We start from the raw sequence: 17,397 nt of genomic DNA, 5'->3' as shown, positions 1-17,397 counted from the left end.
GTTTATGAGACTTACTGTCTGCATGCGAGCCGTTTGCCTTCAACATGTTCCCTTCGAAGGTCCTGGGGCGTTCGCCGCGGCGCTGACTGACCGGGGCGTGAGTCTCGATCGGTATCTCGTCCCGCAAGACGGGCTGCCGAAAGAGGCGGGCGATCTGTTGATCGTGATGGGCGGGCCGATGTCGGTGAACGATTCGGATCGTTGGATCACCGAGGAGACCGCGTTCATTCGCTCCGCCCTCCTCGCTGGAACACCTGTCATCGGCGTCTGCCTCGGCAGTCAGTTGATGGTGAAGGCGTTGGGCGCAGCCGTGAAACCAGGCAAGGCTCTGGAAATCGGCACGACACGAATACATCTAACCGGCGAAGGGAAAACCGATCCGGTGTTCGGCGGCTTTCCCGAAACCCTCTCGGTCTTCGAATGGCACGGAGAGGTGTTCGACCTCCCCGCTGATTGCGTGCCCCTGGCCGGTTCTGACATTGCGCCGCTGCAAGCGTTTCGCTACGGAACCAGGGCCTATGGTCTGCTGTTTCACTTGGAAATCGAGGCGGAGGGAATCGAAGCCCTTTGTCGCGAGTGTCCATCCGATCTGGACCGGGTGCACATCACGGCGTCGAAGGCCTCGATCAGCTTCCTTCCCCATATGTGGCTGTCCCACCAGATTGCCGACCGGCTGATCGGGCATCTCCTGCAATCCAATCATTGATTACCGGCTCATTCCTGAAGTAGCCTAGGGGCTTCGTTCGGCCCGAGGGCCCCCCATCTAGCAAAGGAGTGCATCGGACATGGCTGGTTTCCCCATCGAAGTCGCAACCCGAATTAAAACCTTGCCCCCCTATCTCTTCGCCGCCATCGACAAGATGAAGCAGGCGGCGATTGCCAAGGGCGTGGATATCATCAACCTCGGCATCGGCGATCCGGATTTGCCTACACCCGCGCCGATCATCGAGAGTCTGGCGCAAGCCGCCAAGAACCCCAAGCACCATCAATATCCCTCCTATGAGGGCATGCTGTCGTTCCGCACGGCGGTGGCCGACTGGTATAAGCGCCGGTTCAACGTGACGTTGAATCCCGCCGACGAAGTCTTGACCTTAATCGGTTCGAAGGAAGGCATCGGCCATATCCATCTGGCGTTTGTCGATCCGGGCGATACCGTGCTGGTCCCCAGCCCCGGCTACCCGGTCTATCCGGTCGGCACGAGCTTCTGCGGCGGCGTCTCGCACATCATGCCGCTCACCAAGGCCAACGGGTTCCTGCCGGACCTGAGCGCGATTCCGAAAGACGTCGCCAAGAAGGCTAAGCTGATGTGGCTGAACTCGCCCAACAATCCGACCTCCGTCATCATGACGAAGGACTACTTCAAGCGGGTGGTCGAGTTCGCACAGGAGAATCAGGTCATCGTCTGCCACGATGCGGCCTACTCGGAGATTTTTTACGACGGCAAACGCCCGGCGAGTTTCCTCGAAGTGGATGGCGCGAAAGATGTCGGCGTGGAATTCCACTCGCTCTCCAAGACCTACAACATGACCGGCTGGCGCATCGGGTTCGCTGTCGGCAACAAGGACGTGCTGGCCGGGCTCGGCAAGGTGAAAAGCCAGCTGGACTCAGGCGTGTTCGAGGCGGTGCAGGCCGCCGGCATCACGGCACTGGGGCTGGACGATTCGGTAACGGACGGGCTGCGGAAGATTTATCAGGAACGGCGCGATACGCTGGTGCCGGGCCTGAAGGAGCTCGGGCTCGAGGTGGATTCGCCGCCTGCCGCTTTCTACATCTGGGTGACCGTGCCGAAGGGGTATTCGTCCGCCTCGTTCACCGCGCATTTGCTGGAAAAGGCCGGTATCGTCACCACGCCGGGCAACGGATTCGGCGCGCCGGGCGAGGGCTACATCCGCATGACCGTCTGCACGACCAAAGAACGGCTGGCAGAAGCGGTGGAGCGGATTAAAAAGGCAGGATTCTGAGTGGGCGTCATTCGCCACTCGTCAACCGTGCAGATTCCTCACGATTGACACGTGGTGGTTGACGGACATACGAGGACCCGCCTACATCGGGTTCGGTGCAATCGAACAAGGGCTCCATCCGCATGACCGTCTGCACGACCAAAGAACGGCTGGCGGAAGCGGTGGCGCGGATTAAAAAGGCAGGATTCTAGTGATGCGTGTTGAGTGAAGGGTGATGAGCGTCGGACCAGTCTCATTTCCTTCTCACCCATCACTGATCACAGATCGCTCATCACGAATATGCGCGAAACGGTTTACATCGGGTTCGGATCAAATGTCGGCGATCGCCTTGATTTCTGCGATCGCGCAGTGACCCTGTTGAGCCTGCTTCCCCATTCGCAGGTCACCGGGATTTCGTTGCTCTACGAAACCGAACCCGTGCTCGACCATGCGCAACCGGGAGAGACTTGGTTTCTCAACGGCGTCGTGCAGCTCGACACCGACATCACGCCCCGCAGCTTGCTCACGATCCTACGCGAGATCGAGCGCTCGTTGGGACGCGATGAGGACAATCGCTCGGGCCCTCGCACGATCGATCTGGATATTCTGTTTTACGGCACCAGGGTCATCCACGAAGCGGATCTTGTCGTGCCGCATCCCCGGCTGCACGACCGGCGGTTCGTCCTGATGCCGTTAAACGAACTCGATCCGCTCTTGGTCCATCCCTCGCTTGAGCGCACCGCCACACAATTGCTCGCAGAGGTCAAAGACCGGTCGGAAGTTCGCCTGCTCTTCCCCCAGCCGTCCACGCGCTACGGGTCACGCCCGAGCTGTAGCCCTCGTCAGGATTTATGAACATCCTTCGAACGCCCAAGGCCATGACCGCCTGGAGCCGGCGGCTCCACTGTGAAGGGGTCACGATCGGATTCGTTCCGACGATGGGGGCATTGCACGACGGCCATCGCGCCCTCATCCGCGCTGCCCGGCTGCAATGCGATGCGCTCGTCGTCAGCATTTTCGTCAACCCGACGCAATTCGCCCCGACAGAAGATCTCGCCAAATACCCGCGGCCGATCGCAAACGACCGCGCGCTCTGTCGTGCGGAAGGAGTCGATATCTGCTTCGAACCCCCCGTCAAGGCGATGTATCCGGAGGGATTTGAAACGGTCGTCACGGTCCCCGGAATCGCGCAGCGCTGGGAAGGTGAGATTCGCCCGCATCACTTTGCCGGCGTCGCCACGGTCGTCACGAAGCTCTTCGGGATGATCCGGCCGGATGTCGCCGTCTTCGGGCAGAAAGATTTTCAGCAAGCGGCCCTGGTTCGACGCGTGATCGAGGACCTCAGCCTGGGAGTCACGCTGATCGTCCATCCGACCGTACGCGAGCAGGACGGACTGGCGATGAGTTCACGGAATGTGTATTTGTCCGCGTCTGATCGCGCACTGGCCCCCATACTCTATAAGAGTTTGCAGGCCGGGGCGGCGGCAATCAAAGACGGAATAACATCGGGCCGGAAGATTCAAACAGTGATGACCCAGATTCTGCGCCGGGAGCCTGCTGCAGCGGTCGACTACCTTGCAGTGTGCAATCCGGACACCCTCACACCGCTCGAATCCGTGAGCGATCGAGCGGTACTGCTGGGAGCAGTCCGTATCGGGAGTGTGAGGCTCATCGATAATCTACTCGTGAAGAGACCGGCAACACGGGGACGGCGCTAGGACCACACTGGGTACGATACAGTCAGGAGCAGGTATTCGGTTGTCCGCCCTGGCCGACGAGCAGCCCGAGCACGACTTGACTCAGGCGGCGCTGCTCATCCGGATGGAGCTCCAAAAACTGTATCCCTACCGATTCAGACCTGACTGAAGAGACCATCGCCGTTTCGATTCTGATTTCCTCGCCTTCGATACTCGACTTTAAGACCAGCTCGACAAACGCCCCCTTGGCCAATCCCCCCGCCAGGATCGCGCAGCCCCCCATTGAAATATCGGTAATGCGATTGGTAAAGGGCAACTGCTTGCTGTCGATCACTTGGGCGTCCATCGCCGTTGCGAGGCGTTTGAACTGGCGACGATCAAACTCCTGCGTGCTTTGGCGAGCGCTCAGATAGAAGGCGCGAAAACGATTGGTGCAGAGCTGGCAGCGAAACGGAAACATGCGGATACGGTTGAGGGCTTTCTCAACCATCCCCTCATTTGACGTCACTCGAACGAACGTCGTTCCGCAACTTGGACAGTGCAACGATTTCATGCGCCTCGCAGCATCTCCTCAACACCTCCGAGTGGCCTCTGCGCTTCTTCGGGAGCAGTCATTTGCATCGCCAACAAGGGTTCGATCTTGGCCGGCGAATAGGTCGGAGGCTTCACCCACTTGCCGTCCTCGCGCTTATATCCGCCGACTTTACTGAGATTCGACCGGTGGACCTCTCGGAACACCGGTCCTATATCAATACCATACGAGACGGCTGTTCCATACACGACATAGAGCAGATCCGCCATCTCCTTGGCCAGCGCGGCAAGATTGCCCTCCGCCATGGATTCCTTGAGTTCGTCAAACTCCTCCTGAATCAGACGGATGCGGAGGCGCTTTGTGTCCTCGCTGGCGTCTGTCGGGCTGGCCTGCACAAGAATGTCGAATTTCTTATGGAACTCTTCGACCATCGACTGCTCGTCCGTCATGCGTACTCCTTATTCGCCGTCAAAAGGCAATGTCCGGCGCGGCACCAGCTCAGCCGGCTCCAACTGCGGGATCTCTTTTTCAGACGCGACCCCAAGCTCTTTGAATCGGCGCGCCGCCGGAAGAATTCTCGTCTCCAACGAACCCACCGCTCGATTGTAGGCCGACACACTCTTGCCTAACGCCTGTCCGACATCATTCACATGTTCAGCCAGCACCGCCATGCGCTCGTAAAGATCTTTGCCGAGCCGTCCGGCTTCTTCGGCATGGGCATTCATCTGCTCCTGTCGCCAGCCATACCCCACGGCCCGCAATAGCGCGATTAATGTCGTGGGCGTGGCGAGCACCACCCCGCGTGTAAACCCTTCTTCGATCAAACGCGGATCGTGATCCAGCGCCGCGCCGAGGAATTGCTCACCGGGAAGAAAGAGCACCACAAACTCGGGGGCCCGCTCAAATTGCGTCCAGTAGGCCTTCAACGACAACTCGTCCATCCGACTGCGGACCTGCGCGGCATGCCGGCGCAAGGCTTCGATCCGACGCTGATCGTCCGGGGCTTCATGAGCATCGAGGTAGGCCGCCAGAACCGTCTTCGCATCGACGATGATCTGCCGTCCGCCCGGCAGCCGCACGACCATGTCTGGACGGAACCGCCGATCCTCGCCGGTGACGCTTTCCTGCTCGAAGAAATCGCAATGATCGACCATCCCCGCCAACTCAGCTACCCGCTTCAGCGTGATTTCACCCCACTGACCGCGGACCGTCGGCGCGCGGAGGGCCTTAACCAGGTTGCCGGTCTCCTGCTGGAGACGTTGATGGGACTCCGCCAGCGATTTCAGGTGTTGATCCAACCCGCCATAGGCCGATTGGCGCGATTGTTCGAGCAGCCGCATTTGTTCATCGTAGCGCTGCAACGAATCATGGAGCGGCTTCACCAGTCCGTCGATCGCCTGTTGCCGTTGCGACAGTTCGCCCTCGGCTTTGGCCTGGAGCGTTTCGAACGACACGCGAGCCAGATTTAAGAAGGCCTGATTGTTTTTGGTGAGCGCGTCATTCGACAGCGCTTGGAACGATTCGAGGAGCTGCTGGCGGGATTGATCGACGAGTTGCTTTTGTTCGGCGACGTGCTTCAGCGCTTCTTCGGTCCGCACTTCGGCTGAGGCCCGCGCTTGCTGGGCGGTCGCCAGGTCTGCCCGAAGCTGCACCCCTTCCAGGCGATCCTGTTCCAGTTGGCGACGCAACTCCGCCTCAAGCGACTCCGCCCGCTCAGCTCTGGCGCTCAACTCGACTGTTTGCTGCTGGAATTTCCGGGAGAGGCGACCCGCGCCAAGAAACCAACCGACGAGCGCGCCAGGAACGAGACCGATGACAATCCCCAGCAATATGCCGGTCACATCCATAACGCTATCCTCTCCGTCTTCTGACGCGCGGCATCCTCACGGACAGAGAATCTATTGGGTGATACAGTAAGGCCTGGAGAATTTTTGGAGCGTACGAGATACGTCAAAAAAGGTCAAGCAGCGAAAAGTCCCAATGTCATTCGGCCCTAGCGTTGTCAGTCTCTGGTAGCTCCTGCACGCGAGCCGTTCGTTATCAGGGACCACCGTCACCCGAGAGAACCATCCTGAGATGGCAGCGGCCGTCGCATAGTACCAGCGGCCGCATCAAGCTCGATGATCTCCCCATCGCGCACAGAGGTCGTGATCCCCGGGATGTTGGCCACCGCCGGCAATCCATATTCACGCGCGATGATCGCGCCGTGCGACAACGTCCCGCCCATTTCTACGACGAGTCCCGCGGCAATCCCGAACAATGGCGCCATCCCTGGGTCGATCACAGGACTAACAAGAATGTCGCCTGGAACCACTCTCTTCCAATCCTCTACCGTTCGGATTATTCGCGCCGGACCCCTTGCAGCACCGGCACTGATCGGCACCCCCCGCCACCCTGCTGCCTCCGGCGCAAGTTCTGCCGAGATCTCTTTCGCTCCATCGATCAATTGATCTGGGGCTACCATCTGAAGATCGCGAACACGCGCCTGCTTGCGCGACGCCACCAAGGCCCGCCAATCCCGAGCCTCGAGACTGAGCAACGGTGATTGTTCTTCCACACGGATAAAGAAGACATCCTCCGCCTGATCCAACCGGCCATGCTCCGTCAGCAATGCGCCGGCGCGCAATAGCAGCCGGCGCGTCGCCCCCGCGTAGTACATCAAATGGTGTCGATTGGCTTCCCGGAGCGCATAGAACCGGCAGAGCCGCCGGTACCACCAGGAAAAGACCGTCCAACGAAGCCGGCCGCACCGGGCGCGAATGTCCGCGCAGCCCTGCTCACGTATCCTCCGCTGCCGCGCCGCAATATCAGCCGGCGATTGCGCCGTCAAGGCAGTGATCTGATGACGCAGCACGTCCAGCACGATTTCCGGCTGATCCGCAAATCGCGGGGACATAATATCGGACTCCCCCAGCCCCCGATGCCCATAGTCGAGCAAGTACTGTTCGAACAGATCGTAGAATCGAGTCCCGCGGAGCCTCTGACCCGCAACCCGCCCGTCCCACTCCGCACTTTCGAACACGCGTCGCACGGATTCGTCACGACGCGCCACCTCGACCAATGCCGCCAGCCTGACGATCTGCTGTGCACTGATGGCTTGGGCCTGCCCCTGGAGTGCCGCGTTGAGCAGTCCGCGCCAGTCCTCTCCCAGCCATCGCGGCAACAGAAACCCCAGTGCCTGCAGGCATTGCGTCACACCGCCGGCGATGCCGAACGTCATTTCCCGGCGAAGAAACTCTTCGTTCAATGCCTGGATCCGTTCACGGACTTGGACCAGCGTCAGCGCCTGCACCGCCTCGCGATGATTCTCCAGCCCCATCCGCTTCATGTCGGCAAACCAGTGCTCCGACTGACGAGAGGCCTGACGGATCCACCAAGCGACCAGCAATCCCGCCCGCAGCAGAGCCCCGGGACTGAGTTGTTTGATCGGGAGAGGCCGGGAAACCGTATGTCCGCCCATATGCTCCGCAAGCGTCGACGTGTCGCCACGCAGCTGTTCGATCAACGCATGCATCAGACTCACATTGAGATAGGGACGGCCTCGATATATTCGAACCGACGCCATCCCGCGAGGGATCTGGCACCCCAACCGTCGGTAAGGTCCCATCAGAAACAGATCCATAAACTGTTCGAGAAACGAGATCCCGAGCGGGCTGGGCACATCCGGCATCGTCTCTTTGAAATTGGTGCGGGACCATTCGCAGCCATCATCGAGGCGCGAAGGCTGTGTCGTCACGACTGTGACCGGGCGGGCCTGCAAGAGCCAAAGTCCCTGCCCGTCCATGGCCCATTCGATGTCGACGGGCTGATGCAGCGCCGCCTCGACTCGCTTCCCCAGTCGCACCAACGCCTCAAGCTCATCGTCCGTGACCGAAGGTCGCTCGCGCTCAGATGGATCAAGCGCGTGATCAAGGATGCCGGCTGTCCCCAGCCGTATTGCGCGGTCTTTGTTCGCAATGACTCGTTCCTGCACGGAGGCCCGTGAAGTCGAGACATCCCACTGCAACGTGAACTGATCCGGAGTCCTCGTACCGTCGACGAGACCCGCCGCCAAACCCGGCACTACATTCGCCACGACCTGATCGTCACGCCCCGTGACAGGATGAATCGTATAGAGCACGCCGGCGGCCCGAGCTTCGAGAACTGGCTGAATCACCACTGCCATGGCCGGCGGGCGATCGCTCCACCCGACCCGCTCGTAGTAGGTCGCCACGGGCTCGTCCCACAGCGACGCCCAGACCGTCTGCACACTGGGCCCCAACTGCTCTCCGGCGACTCCCAGCTCTGTGTGGTACAGCCCCGCAAAGCTGGCGTGAGTCTCGTCTTCATTGGTGGCAGAAGATCGCACAGCCCAGAGCTGTTCAACCGGCCGCTGCATTGCCCGGAGATGCCTCTGCAGTTCTGACAGGCACTCGCCGGAGAGGCGGCCTTGCTGAATTCTCCTCCGGCAGTCTTCAAGGAGTGCTGCGCGAGCGACTCCTTTGGCATCCTGCACCTGCCTCCAGATCGCCGCAGGATCCATTCCTTGATCACGCAAGAATTGGCGGTACGCTTCGACGGTGAGACACAGCCCCGGAGGGACGGGAAACCCTTCAGCTATCAGGCGTGCTAATCCCGCGGCTTTCCCGCCAACGAAGCGGCGATCGGTGCAGGCTTTGAGAGGCAGGATCAGCGGGGATGACATGGCCCAGATACTAACTAGAGTGCGAGCAGAAGGTAAAGATCGTTCACGTTGGTGCCGGTAGGTCCCGTGACAATGTGACTCTTGAGCGCGTGAAGGGCTGGATAGGTATCGTGCCGCGCGAGTGCGCGACGAAGATTCACCCCTTTTATTTTCGCCTTTCCAAACGTGGCCCCGGCCACCACCGCACCAGCCACCTCGGTCGGACCGTCGGTCCCATCGGTCCCGACTGCAGCAACCCAGACGTTGTGAAGACCGGCGATCGCACAGGCCGCTGCGGCAGCGAACTCCTGTGCACGACCACCTTTGCCGCGCCCTGTGACTGTGACGGTTGTTTCCCCGCCGGCCACAATACAATAGGGCCGCCGGACGATTCCCTTCCCCTCAGACAAGCATTCTGCGAGTGACGCGAATGTCTTTCCGGCTTGAGCGGCTTCGCCGACAAAGGGCATCGAAAACAGAACGGTTCGCAGACCCGCCTGTTGAGCCGCTTGCGCGGCTGCAACGAGCGCCATCTCGTTATTCCCGATGATCTCATGCTGCACTCTTCGGAATCTGGCCGTACCCGGCTTCGGCGTCTCATTGACGTCGCCGCAATCACCACGCTTGAAGTGTCGGCGGATTGAAGCAGGCGCCTTCGTCCAGATTCGTCGCCGCTTCATGATCGCGATTGCCTCTCGATAGGTCGAAGGGTCGGGCGCCGTCGGACCGGAGCCGATGGCCGTCAATTCATCGCCGATTACATCCGAGAGGATCAGCGTCACAATCCTTGCGCCAGTGGCTTCGGCGAGGCGCCCCCCCTTGATCGTCGAGAGGTGTTTTCTGACCACGTTGATCTCTTGAATCGTCGCACCGCTTCTCAGGAGTAATTGCGTAATGGTCTGTTTATCGGCAAGGCTGACCCCCTCGACCGGAGCAGGGATCAAACTGGATGCCCCGCCAGAGAGCAGCACAATGAGGAGGTCGCGAGCGCCTACCTCTGCCACTCGGGCGCGCAGTCGTTCGGCCGCTTCCAGTCCGGCTCGATCAGGAACCGGATGACCGGCTTCGATCACAGTGATGCGTTTGGTGGGCAGACGATGGCCGGTTTTGACGACAATGAGCCCGCTGTTCAAATACGAGCCTAACACCCGCTCAAGGGCTTGCGCCATTCGCGCGGAGGCTTTTCCCGCCCCGACCACGACGACCCGATCGAATGATCGCAGATCATACGTGCGGCGGCCCACCTGCAATCGGTGGCCGGTTCGATGAACATGCTGGCACAGAGCGTGGGCGGGATCCGCCGCCCGCAACCCCGCCCCGATCACACGACGAAGAATGGATCGGGCGGGAGAAGGGGGTAGCGTGAGACGCATGGGTTCTACGGAGTTTTGGCCTGCTTGAAACAGCGGCTCGGGCAGGTTTGCCGTGGAACCCTGATCTGGTAGATGCCCTGCGGGAGGACGTCCTTCTTAAACTCAGGATTCAGCATCTTCAATTCAAGAAAATAGGTCCCGTACTCCTCGGCGATCGACGTCAGAGCCCGCTGCGATTCCTTTACATTGACCGTGACGGTCTCGGTTTCCAACGGCACGTAGAGATCCTTCTTGCTCAACCCCAAATACTTCTCCGGCTGCGAATAGATCTCTTTTGCCGCGATGATCCGAGGCACATAGCGCATGGTTTCGCGTGGCCCGCTCATTCTCCAATAGTCCGTGATCTTCTGCTCCTTGAGAAGCTTGCGCACCCGTTCTTCACCGGCATTGTAGGAGGCCATCGCCAGAAACCAATCGTTCTGCTGGAAATCTTTGAGGTACTTGAGGTACTTGACCGCGGCCTCGGTCGACATTTCGAGGTTGCGGCGTTCGTCGAGGACGGAGTCGCTCTTGAGACGATACCGCTTCCCGGTAGACGGAATGAATTGCCACGGGCCGGAGGCTTTGGCCTTGGAATAGGCAGCCGCAATACACTTGCTCTCGACCAATAACATGTACTTCAGATCGTCCGGGAGCCCGGCGTCGGCCAGCTGCTTTTCGGCTGGGGGGAAGCACCGTCCGGTGCGTTTCGCCAGGATGATACTTTCGCCCTGATCTTCGAGAAACTGATAGAACTCGTATTCAATGCGTTCTCTGACCTGCCAGTTATCGAGCGGAACCGGTACCCCTCCGAATGTTATTTTGTCGGGGAGTTTGAACGAACTCAGAAAGTACCGTTCTCCTTCCCGTTTGATCTCCGGAAGAATGACCAATCGGTCTTCCGGCTCGGGTTGATTGTCCAGCGGCTCGGGGAGGATGAGATCGCGAAATCCAGAATCTGACTTTGCCGCATCTTTACCTTCAGGATGGCCCTGGACCGGCTCCGCCCAGGCCTGGCTTGCCCCCCAGCTGAGAAGCCCCGCAAGGACCCAATATCCGATTCGCATACCAGACTCTGCCATCCGAGGTACTCCTCTGTTATTCTTAGACTGATGAATGTTGATCGTGGTCATGCTAACAGCAAGCCCAAACCCCGGCAAGCACGAATGACTTCTCGTTCATGATAGAGTGACGCCGCCATGCGCTCCCTCACCGTCCTGAATCATACGATCACCGATTGCACGGCCTGCCCACGCCTAGTGACCTACCGGGAGACTGTGGCCCAAACCAAACGCCGACAGTATCTGGAATGGACGTACTGGGGAAAGCCGATCCCCGGATTCGGCGACCCAGAGGCGGAACTCTATGTGCTCGGGCTCGCACCGGCGGCTCATGGCGGAAATCGAACCGGTCGGGTCTTTACGGGCGATCGCAGCGGGGACTGGCTCTACGAAGCCTTGCATCACTTCGGATTCGCCAACCAAGCCTCATCGACGCATCGCGGCGACGGGTTGACCCTCACGAACTGCTATATCGGCGCGACCGTCCGCTGTGCGCCTCCCGGGAATAAGCCGTCGCCCGATGAGTTTGCACAGTGCGGCCGATTCTTGCGTGATGAAATGCGTCTCCTCAAACGGAAACGCATCATCATCACGCTCGGGAAGATTGCCTTCGATCACTATCTGAAGATGCACAGAGCCGATGGTCACACCATCCCGTCACCGACGCCCAAGTTTGGACATGGCGTTGCGTATCGACTTCCGTGGGGAGACCTCTTGCTCGGCTCTTATCATCCCAGTCAGCAGAATACGTTTACCGGGAAGCTTACCCGCCCCATGTTCCATTCAGTCTTTGCGCAGGCGCGCCGCGAACTCGGCACGCCCCATCCCGCCAAGTAGCCACGAGCCTTATTTTTTCGCCTGGGCATCCCAATCGGCCAAGAACTTCTTGAGCCCGATGTCCGTCAATGGATGCTTGACCATTTGCTGGAAAATTGAAAACGGCATCGTGCAGATATGGCCGCCGGCCAAAGCAGCTTCGACGACATGCTGCGGATGGCGGACGCTGGCCACTAAGACGAAGGTCTTGTAGTCGTAATTCTTGTAGATGGTGAGGATTTGGCGGATGAGCTCCATGCCATTGGAACTGATATCGTCTAGACGCCCGATGAAGGGCGACACACACCAGGCTCCGGCTTTCGCCGCAAGCAGCGCTTGGGTGGGCGAGAAGCACAGGGTGACGTTCACCTTGATACCTTCAGCGGCCATCCGTTTGGTCGCCTTCAACCCTTCCGCAATAAGCGGGACCTTGACCACAATATTCTTGTGGATCTTGGCCAGCTCTTTTCCTTCTTTGACCATGGCATCCGCTTCGACACTGACGACTTCCGCACTGATGGGCCCGTCGACAATGTTGCAGATTTCGACGAGCATTTCCTTGAAGCTGCGGCCTTCTTTGGCTACAAGCGAGGGATTGGTTGTCACCCCGTCGAGCAACCCAAGACTGGCCGCTTCTTGAATTTCTTTCACGTTCGCCGTATCGAGATAGAATTTCATAAGAACATCCTTTCATTACCGAGATGACGTTTGCGCGTATTCTGTGTCTTCCATTTTAGGGGGAACTCATGCACGACGCAACGCGACGCCGTGGTTTGACAGCTATCCGGTCGGGGGTTAGAATTTGCACGTCAACCAAGCCACGCATCGTACGTTGTGTGTCGCATCCGAGGAGGAACTCACTCATGCGTCTCTCTGTTATGCTTTTGATCAGCTGCTTGGCTCTGACCGCCTGTAGCTCCAGTAATCCCTACCTTGAAGCCTCGCTCAAACCGGCAGAACTCCAGGGGAAAGATAAAGCCTGGTTTGAAAAAAACTGGGGCACCCCGGACGGGAAAGCGTCTCGCTTCTTCGGCGGCGAAACATGGACGTATTACCGCATCGCCGGCGGAAAGTCCGGTCCTCCTCTGTTTAACTTCTCACCGAACCAGTGTCAGATTCTGCTGAAGTTCGACAAGGAAGAAAAGTTGTCGGACTACAGCTACTCAGGCTGCTAACTCGTTCGCTGCTCCTGAAACTTCTCTGCGCATTCCTGACTGCAAAAGCAATTGGAGACGCCTCCGACCTGCTGGACAATTGCAGTTTTTCTAGGCACAAACACCCCGCAGACCGGATCTTGGACCATCTGATCTCCATCTAACGGTGGTCGTGCCGGTCTACCGGCTTGTTTGGAATTCCGATAAATGCTTTTCACAAGCACAAATAAGATGACCAGCAATCCGATTATTAGAAATAATCTATACATAGTGTGTTCCTGCCAAACCGACCACAATCCTATGGAAGCGCCCTAGAGCTGTCAAGGCTGAGCCTCCTGCGATGCGGGTTGTCTCATTGTGCAGAAATGGCCAAATGGCCTAGTACATCGTTGGTCAAAAAGGACTCTTGCCCTTACCATCCAGTACTTCAGAAGGATATGCATCCATTTCTGTAAGTGTTAGAGTCCGCCTATGAAGACATGCGATAAATGCCGCGGTTCAATGTTGCCAGAGCGGGCGGTGGATTTGGACGCAGGACTTGCGATCACAGTGTTTGCGTGCTTAAACTGTGGTCGGAGAAAAGCAGCGGACCAAGAACCACGGCCCATCACGGCAAGACATTGACCGTCTATGGCAGAACCAAAACCACTTACGTACGATGAGCAGAAAGCTGCCGAGGCAGCTTTTGTTGGCGCCCCTTCGAATCCGAAATGGACGGAGGCCGCTCAACTGCTCTACGCTAGACTTTCGGCGACGATCCAGACTCGCGCGAAAGAACCGATCGGCGCGTCAACCTGGTCCGCGATTCAGGATGGGAATACGTCTCGTCGATGAAACCCGCGGTGATTAAGTTGACTGCCGTTCCCCGGACTGCCGTCCTGTGCTGTCCCTCCTGCTATCGCATGATCAGTTACACACGCGACCAACTTATCATTGCGTGCAATGCCTGCGGACAGAGTGTTCCGCAAGCTTCCCCTTCGTCGAACTAGTTCCGGCTTATCTGACACAAATTGTCGGTCTTGGTTACGGCCCTCTCCCACTGGGGAGTAGCGGATCGGCCGCACCATCCATCCGGATCAGGCTGCGCAGGGCGAATAAGAAAGCGCGATGAAGTTGGCAGGGCGATGCAAGTAGACCGTGACCGGCACGGCTCAGAACTGATTCACTTCAGACCTAACACATCCATCATGTCATAGAGGCCCGGGGGCTGGCGTACCACCCATCGAGCCGCGCGCAACGCGCCACGCGCAAAGGTGTCGCGGCTGCTGGCACGGTGCGTCACCTCAATGCGCTCACCCATCCCGCCGAAGAGAATGGTGTGATCTCCCACAATATCGCCGGCCCGGATGGTCTGAATACCGATTTCCTGTTTCGTTCGTTCCCCGATCAGGCCTTTTCTGGAATAGACGCCGACCTGGTCCAGGTCGCGATTGACGGCGCGCGCGAGCACTTCCGCAATTTTCAATGCGGTACCGCTCGGCGCGTCTTTCTTGAGACGGTGGTGGGCCTCAATTACTTCAATGTCGTAGTCGTCGCCCAATGTTTTCGCCATTTCCCCGATGACTTTATAGATCAAATTGACTCCCACGCTCATATTGGGTGACAACACGCAGGGAACGTGTCTCGCAAGCCCCTTGATCTCTTCAAGTTGAGACGGATTGAGCCCCGTCGTGCCGATGACCATGGCCCGCCGATGTTGGGCGACAATGCGGAAATGCTCGAGCGTCGCTTCGGGAGCGGAAAAATCGATCACGACTTCACCGCGGTCCATCAACGCGGCCAGATCACTGGTGATGGCCACCCCGGCGCGCCCGGTCCCGGAGGTCTCGCCGGCATCATCGCCGATGGCATGATGCCCACTCCCCTCGAGCGCCCCGGCCAATGTCAGCGCCGTCGAATCACGCACCAGCGCCACCAACCGGCAACCCATCCGTCCCGCCGCACCAGCCACCACAACTTTAATCATGACCGCGTCTCATCTTTCTACCGGAACGCTAAATAAAGCGAGCCTCTTTCATCACCTGCACCAGCTTGTCGCGATACTCTTTCCCCATCGGGCAAAGCGGCAAACGAAGCTCAGGGTCAATCTTCCCCATCATGCCCAGCGCCTCTTTCACGGGGATCGGATTCGTCTCGTAGAACAACGCGGCAAACAAAGGGGACAGCTGGAAGTGGATGCGTCGGGCCTCCTCAATGTTCCCGGCCGCAAACGCCTTGACCATATTCGCCATCTCGGTGGGAGCGACATTGGCGGTGACGGTAATCACGCCTTGCCCGCCGACCGCCATCATCGGCAGCGTCATTGCATCGTCTCCGGCAAGCACCGCAAGGCGGTTACCGCATGTCTGCACAATGTCCGAGGCCTGCTGAATCACCCCGCTCCCCTCTTTCACCCCGACAATGTTCTGGATCACGGCCAATCGAGCAATCGTCGCCGGAAGCATATTCACCCCGGTTCGCCCGGGAATGTTGTACAGGACCAGCGGCAAATCGACCGCCTCGGCGATCGCCTTATAATGACGATACAAGCCTTCCTGCGTCGGCTTGTTGTAGTACGGCGTAATGAGCAGCGCGGCATCGGCCCCGGCTTCCTTGGCATGCTTCGTCAGCGAGATGGCCTCCTCAGTACAATTGGAGCCGGTCCCTGCCGTGACGGGGACTCGACGACGGACCACCTCCACCGTCAGCTCGATCACACGGTTATGCTCCTCGTGTGACAGCGTGGCGGACTCTCCGGTAGTGCCACAAGGGACGATACCGTTCGTGCCCTTCGCGATCTGCCACTCGATCAGATCACCCAGCGCCCGCTCGTCGACTTTGCCCTTTCGAAAGGGTGTCACGATCGCGACATGAGAACCGGTAAACATAATGGCTCCTTCTCACGGTACGGGAGAATCTACGGGCCGCCCGCGCCGCGTATTACTTCAAGAACGCCGGGATCATCTCGCCCTTGACCAGATCCTCGTAGGTTTCACGCTCACGGATGACATGAATGTCTCCGCCCTTGACCAGTACTTCAGGGACGCGGGGCCGGGAATTGTAATTTGAAGCCATGACGAACCCGTAGGCCCCCGCGCTCATCACCGCCATTAATTCGCCCGGCTTCACGGCGGCCAACAAGCGGTCCTTGGCCAGAAAATCTCCCGATTCGCATACCGGACCGACGATATCCACCTGCTGCTTGGCGCGATGCCCGGCCTCTTCCTTGACCGGCTTGATTTCATGATAGGCGCCATAAAGGCTGGGGCGAATGAGATCGTTCATTGCGGCATCGACGATGACGAAGCTCTTCGCCTCCCCTTCTTTCAAGTACAACGCCTTGGTCACCAGGATACCGGCGTTGCCGACGATGACACGCCCCGGCTCCATCACTAAGGTCAGGCCGAGATCGGTGATGATCGGTGAAATGGCGTCCGACAACTCTTGCGGCAGCGGAGGCTTTTCCTCGGAATAGGTAATCCCCAAGCCACCTCCGATGTTCAGATACCGGATATTAATTCCCTGCGCTTTCAACGTTCCGATGAGCGCGACGACCTTCTTTAACGAATCAACGAACGGGGTCACCTCCGTGAGTTGGGACCCGATATGGGCATGAACGCCCACCACGTCGATATGGCTCAGTGAGGCGGCCATCTTGTATTCTTGCAGCGCGCGGTCTGCGGCAATTCCGAACTTGCTCTTCTTCATCCCTGTTGAAATATAGGGATGCGTTTTGGGATCGACATCCGGATTGATCCGCAACGCGATGCGGGCTTTCTTGCCGACGGACGCCGCAACCTCTTGAATCGCCAGCAGTTCAGCCGATGACTCGATATTGAACATCAAGATGTCGGCCTTCAGGGCATCCCGGATTTCGTCGGCGGTTTTTCCGACCCCGGCAAACACGATTTTGGAAGCAGGAACGCCGGCCTTGAGGGCGCGAAACAACTCGCCGCCCGAAACGATATCGACGCCGCTGCCCTCCTTGGCCATCAGACTGAGGATGGCCAAATTCGAGTTCGATTTCATGGCGAAGGCGACGACGTGAGGGATGTTCTTGAACGCGTGATCGTAGGCCCTGAAATGCCGAATGAGCGTCGAGTGGCTATACACATAACAAGGCGTACCGACCTCTTTGGCAATTCGGCTGATCGGCACCTGCTCGCAATATAATTCGCCCTGGCGATATTCGAAATCATGCAT

The 17,397-nt window shown here is 58.7% G+C and carries 16 protein-coding genes; 6 read left to right on the top strand and 10 right to left on the bottom strand.

All coding sequences use genetic code 11. The features are described 5' to 3' along the window. Positions 1-22: 22 nt before the first annotated feature. The 4 genes from Q7U39_13290 to panC all read left to right on the top strand — a co-directional run bounded on the left by Q7U39_13290 (position 23) and on the right by panC (position 3,658). On the top strand, positions 23-706 hold the full coding sequence (locus Q7U39_13290; protein ID MDO9118925.1) for a type 1 glutamine amidotransferase: 684 nt from the start codon (positions 23-25) through the stop codon (positions 704-706). Positions 707-785: 79 nt separating this feature from the next. Beyond that, positions 786-1,961: an LL-diaminopimelate aminotransferase gene (locus Q7U39_13285; GenBank protein ID MDO9118924.1), complete on the top strand. Its 1,176-nt coding sequence runs from the start codon at positions 786-788 to the stop codon at positions 1,959-1,961. 279 nt (positions 1,962-2,240) lie between these two features. After that, on the top strand, positions 2,241-2,795 hold the full coding sequence (folK, locus tag Q7U39_13280) for a 2-amino-4-hydroxy-6-hydroxymethyldihydropteridine diphosphokinase (protein MDO9118923.1): 555 nt from the start codon (positions 2,241-2,243) through the stop codon (positions 2,793-2,795). Next, complete coding sequence (gene panC / locus Q7U39_13275) at positions 2,792-3,658, top strand: pantoate--beta-alanine ligase (GenBank protein MDO9118922.1); 867 nt, start codon at positions 2,792-2,794, stop codon at positions 3,656-3,658. The genes folK and panC overlap by 4 nt, the downstream gene beginning before the upstream one ends. A gap of 22 nt (positions 3,659-3,680) precedes the next feature. Here the strand turns inward: panC and Q7U39_13270 are convergent, their stop codons facing one another. From Q7U39_13270 to Q7U39_13245, 6 genes are all read right to left on the bottom strand, one after another. Next, positions 3,681-4,190 (bottom strand): PilZ domain-containing protein, encoded by a 510-nt coding sequence (locus Q7U39_13270; GenBank protein MDO9118921.1) that lies wholly within the window; start codon positions 4,188-4,190, stop codon positions 3,681-3,683. Continuing rightward, positions 4,187-4,618: a MazG nucleotide pyrophosphohydrolase domain-containing protein gene (locus Q7U39_13265; protein MDO9118920.1), complete on the bottom strand. Its 432-nt coding sequence runs from the start codon at positions 4,616-4,618 to the stop codon at positions 4,187-4,189. Before Q7U39_13265 ends, Q7U39_13270 begins: the two co-directional genes overlap by 4 nt. A 9-nt stretch (positions 4,619-4,627) precedes the next feature. Further along, positions 4,628-6,016: a DNA recombination protein RmuC gene (gene rmuC, locus Q7U39_13260; protein ID MDO9118919.1), complete on the bottom strand. Its 1,389-nt coding sequence runs from the start codon at positions 6,014-6,016 to the stop codon at positions 4,628-4,630. A gap of 206 nt (positions 6,017-6,222) precedes the next feature. Beyond that, positions 6,223-8,853 (bottom strand): PEP/pyruvate-binding domain-containing protein, encoded by a 2,631-nt coding sequence (locus Q7U39_13255; GenBank protein ID MDO9118918.1) that lies wholly within the window; start codon positions 8,851-8,853, stop codon positions 6,223-6,225. 14 nt (positions 8,854-8,867) lie between these two features. Beyond that, positions 8,868-10,205 (bottom strand): glycerate kinase, encoded by a 1,338-nt coding sequence (locus Q7U39_13250; GenBank protein MDO9118917.1) that lies wholly within the window; start codon positions 10,203-10,205, stop codon positions 8,868-8,870. 5 nt (positions 10,206-10,210) lie between these two features. Then, complete coding sequence (locus Q7U39_13245; protein ID MDO9118916.1) at positions 10,211-11,266, bottom strand: lytic transglycosylase domain-containing protein; 1,056 nt, start codon at positions 11,264-11,266, stop codon at positions 10,211-10,213. Between the two features lie 117 nt (positions 11,267-11,383). Between Q7U39_13245 and Q7U39_13240 the strand changes: the two genes are divergently transcribed. Then, the gene (locus Q7U39_13240; protein MDO9118915.1) at positions 11,384-12,082 is read left to right on the top strand and encodes a uracil-DNA glycosylase; all 699 of its coding nucleotides are present in this window, start codon (positions 11,384-11,386) and stop codon (positions 12,080-12,082) included. Between the two features lie 9 nt (positions 12,083-12,091). Here the strand turns inward: Q7U39_13240 and fsa are convergent, their stop codons facing one another. Beyond that, positions 12,092-12,739 (bottom strand): fructose-6-phosphate aldolase, encoded by a 648-nt coding sequence (gene fsa, locus Q7U39_13235; protein ID MDO9118914.1) that lies wholly within the window; start codon positions 12,737-12,739, stop codon positions 12,092-12,094. 185 nt (positions 12,740-12,924) lie between these two features. Here fsa and Q7U39_13230 point away from each other — a divergent pair, with 185 nt between their 5' ends. Then, a complete protein-coding gene (locus Q7U39_13230; GenBank protein MDO9118913.1) occupies positions 12,925-13,236 on the top strand; it encodes a hypothetical protein in 312 nt (103 codons plus the stop codon). A gap of 1,141 nt (positions 13,237-14,377) precedes the next feature. On the opposite strand, the gene dapB is transcribed toward Q7U39_13230, so the two are convergent. The 3 genes from dapB to lysA are packed head-to-tail and all read right to left on the bottom strand — an operon-like array spanning position 14,378 to position 17,397. After that, positions 14,378-15,181: a 4-hydroxy-tetrahydrodipicolinate reductase gene (gene dapB, locus Q7U39_13225; GenBank protein ID MDO9118912.1), complete on the bottom strand. Its 804-nt coding sequence runs from the start codon at positions 15,179-15,181 to the stop codon at positions 14,378-14,380. Positions 15,182-15,209: 28 nt separating this feature from the next. Continuing rightward, the gene (gene dapA / locus Q7U39_13220; GenBank protein ID MDO9118911.1) at positions 15,210-16,082 is read right to left on the bottom strand and encodes a 4-hydroxy-tetrahydrodipicolinate synthase; all 873 of its coding nucleotides are present in this window, start codon (positions 16,080-16,082) and stop codon (positions 15,210-15,212) included. Positions 16,083-16,134: 52 nt separating this feature from the next. Continuing rightward, positions 16,135-17,397 carry a diaminopimelate decarboxylase gene (lysA, locus tag Q7U39_13215; protein MDO9118910.1) on the bottom strand — a complete coding sequence of 421 codons (1,263 nt, stop codon included), beginning with the start codon at positions 17,395-17,397 and terminating at the stop codon, positions 16,135-16,137.

This window comes from Nitrospira sp. (assembly GCA_030653545.1).
Classification (GTDB): domain Bacteria; phylum Nitrospirota; class Nitrospiria; order Nitrospirales; family Nitrospiraceae; genus Nitrospira_D.
This window is presented reverse-complemented; position numbering and strand designations above follow the sequence as displayed.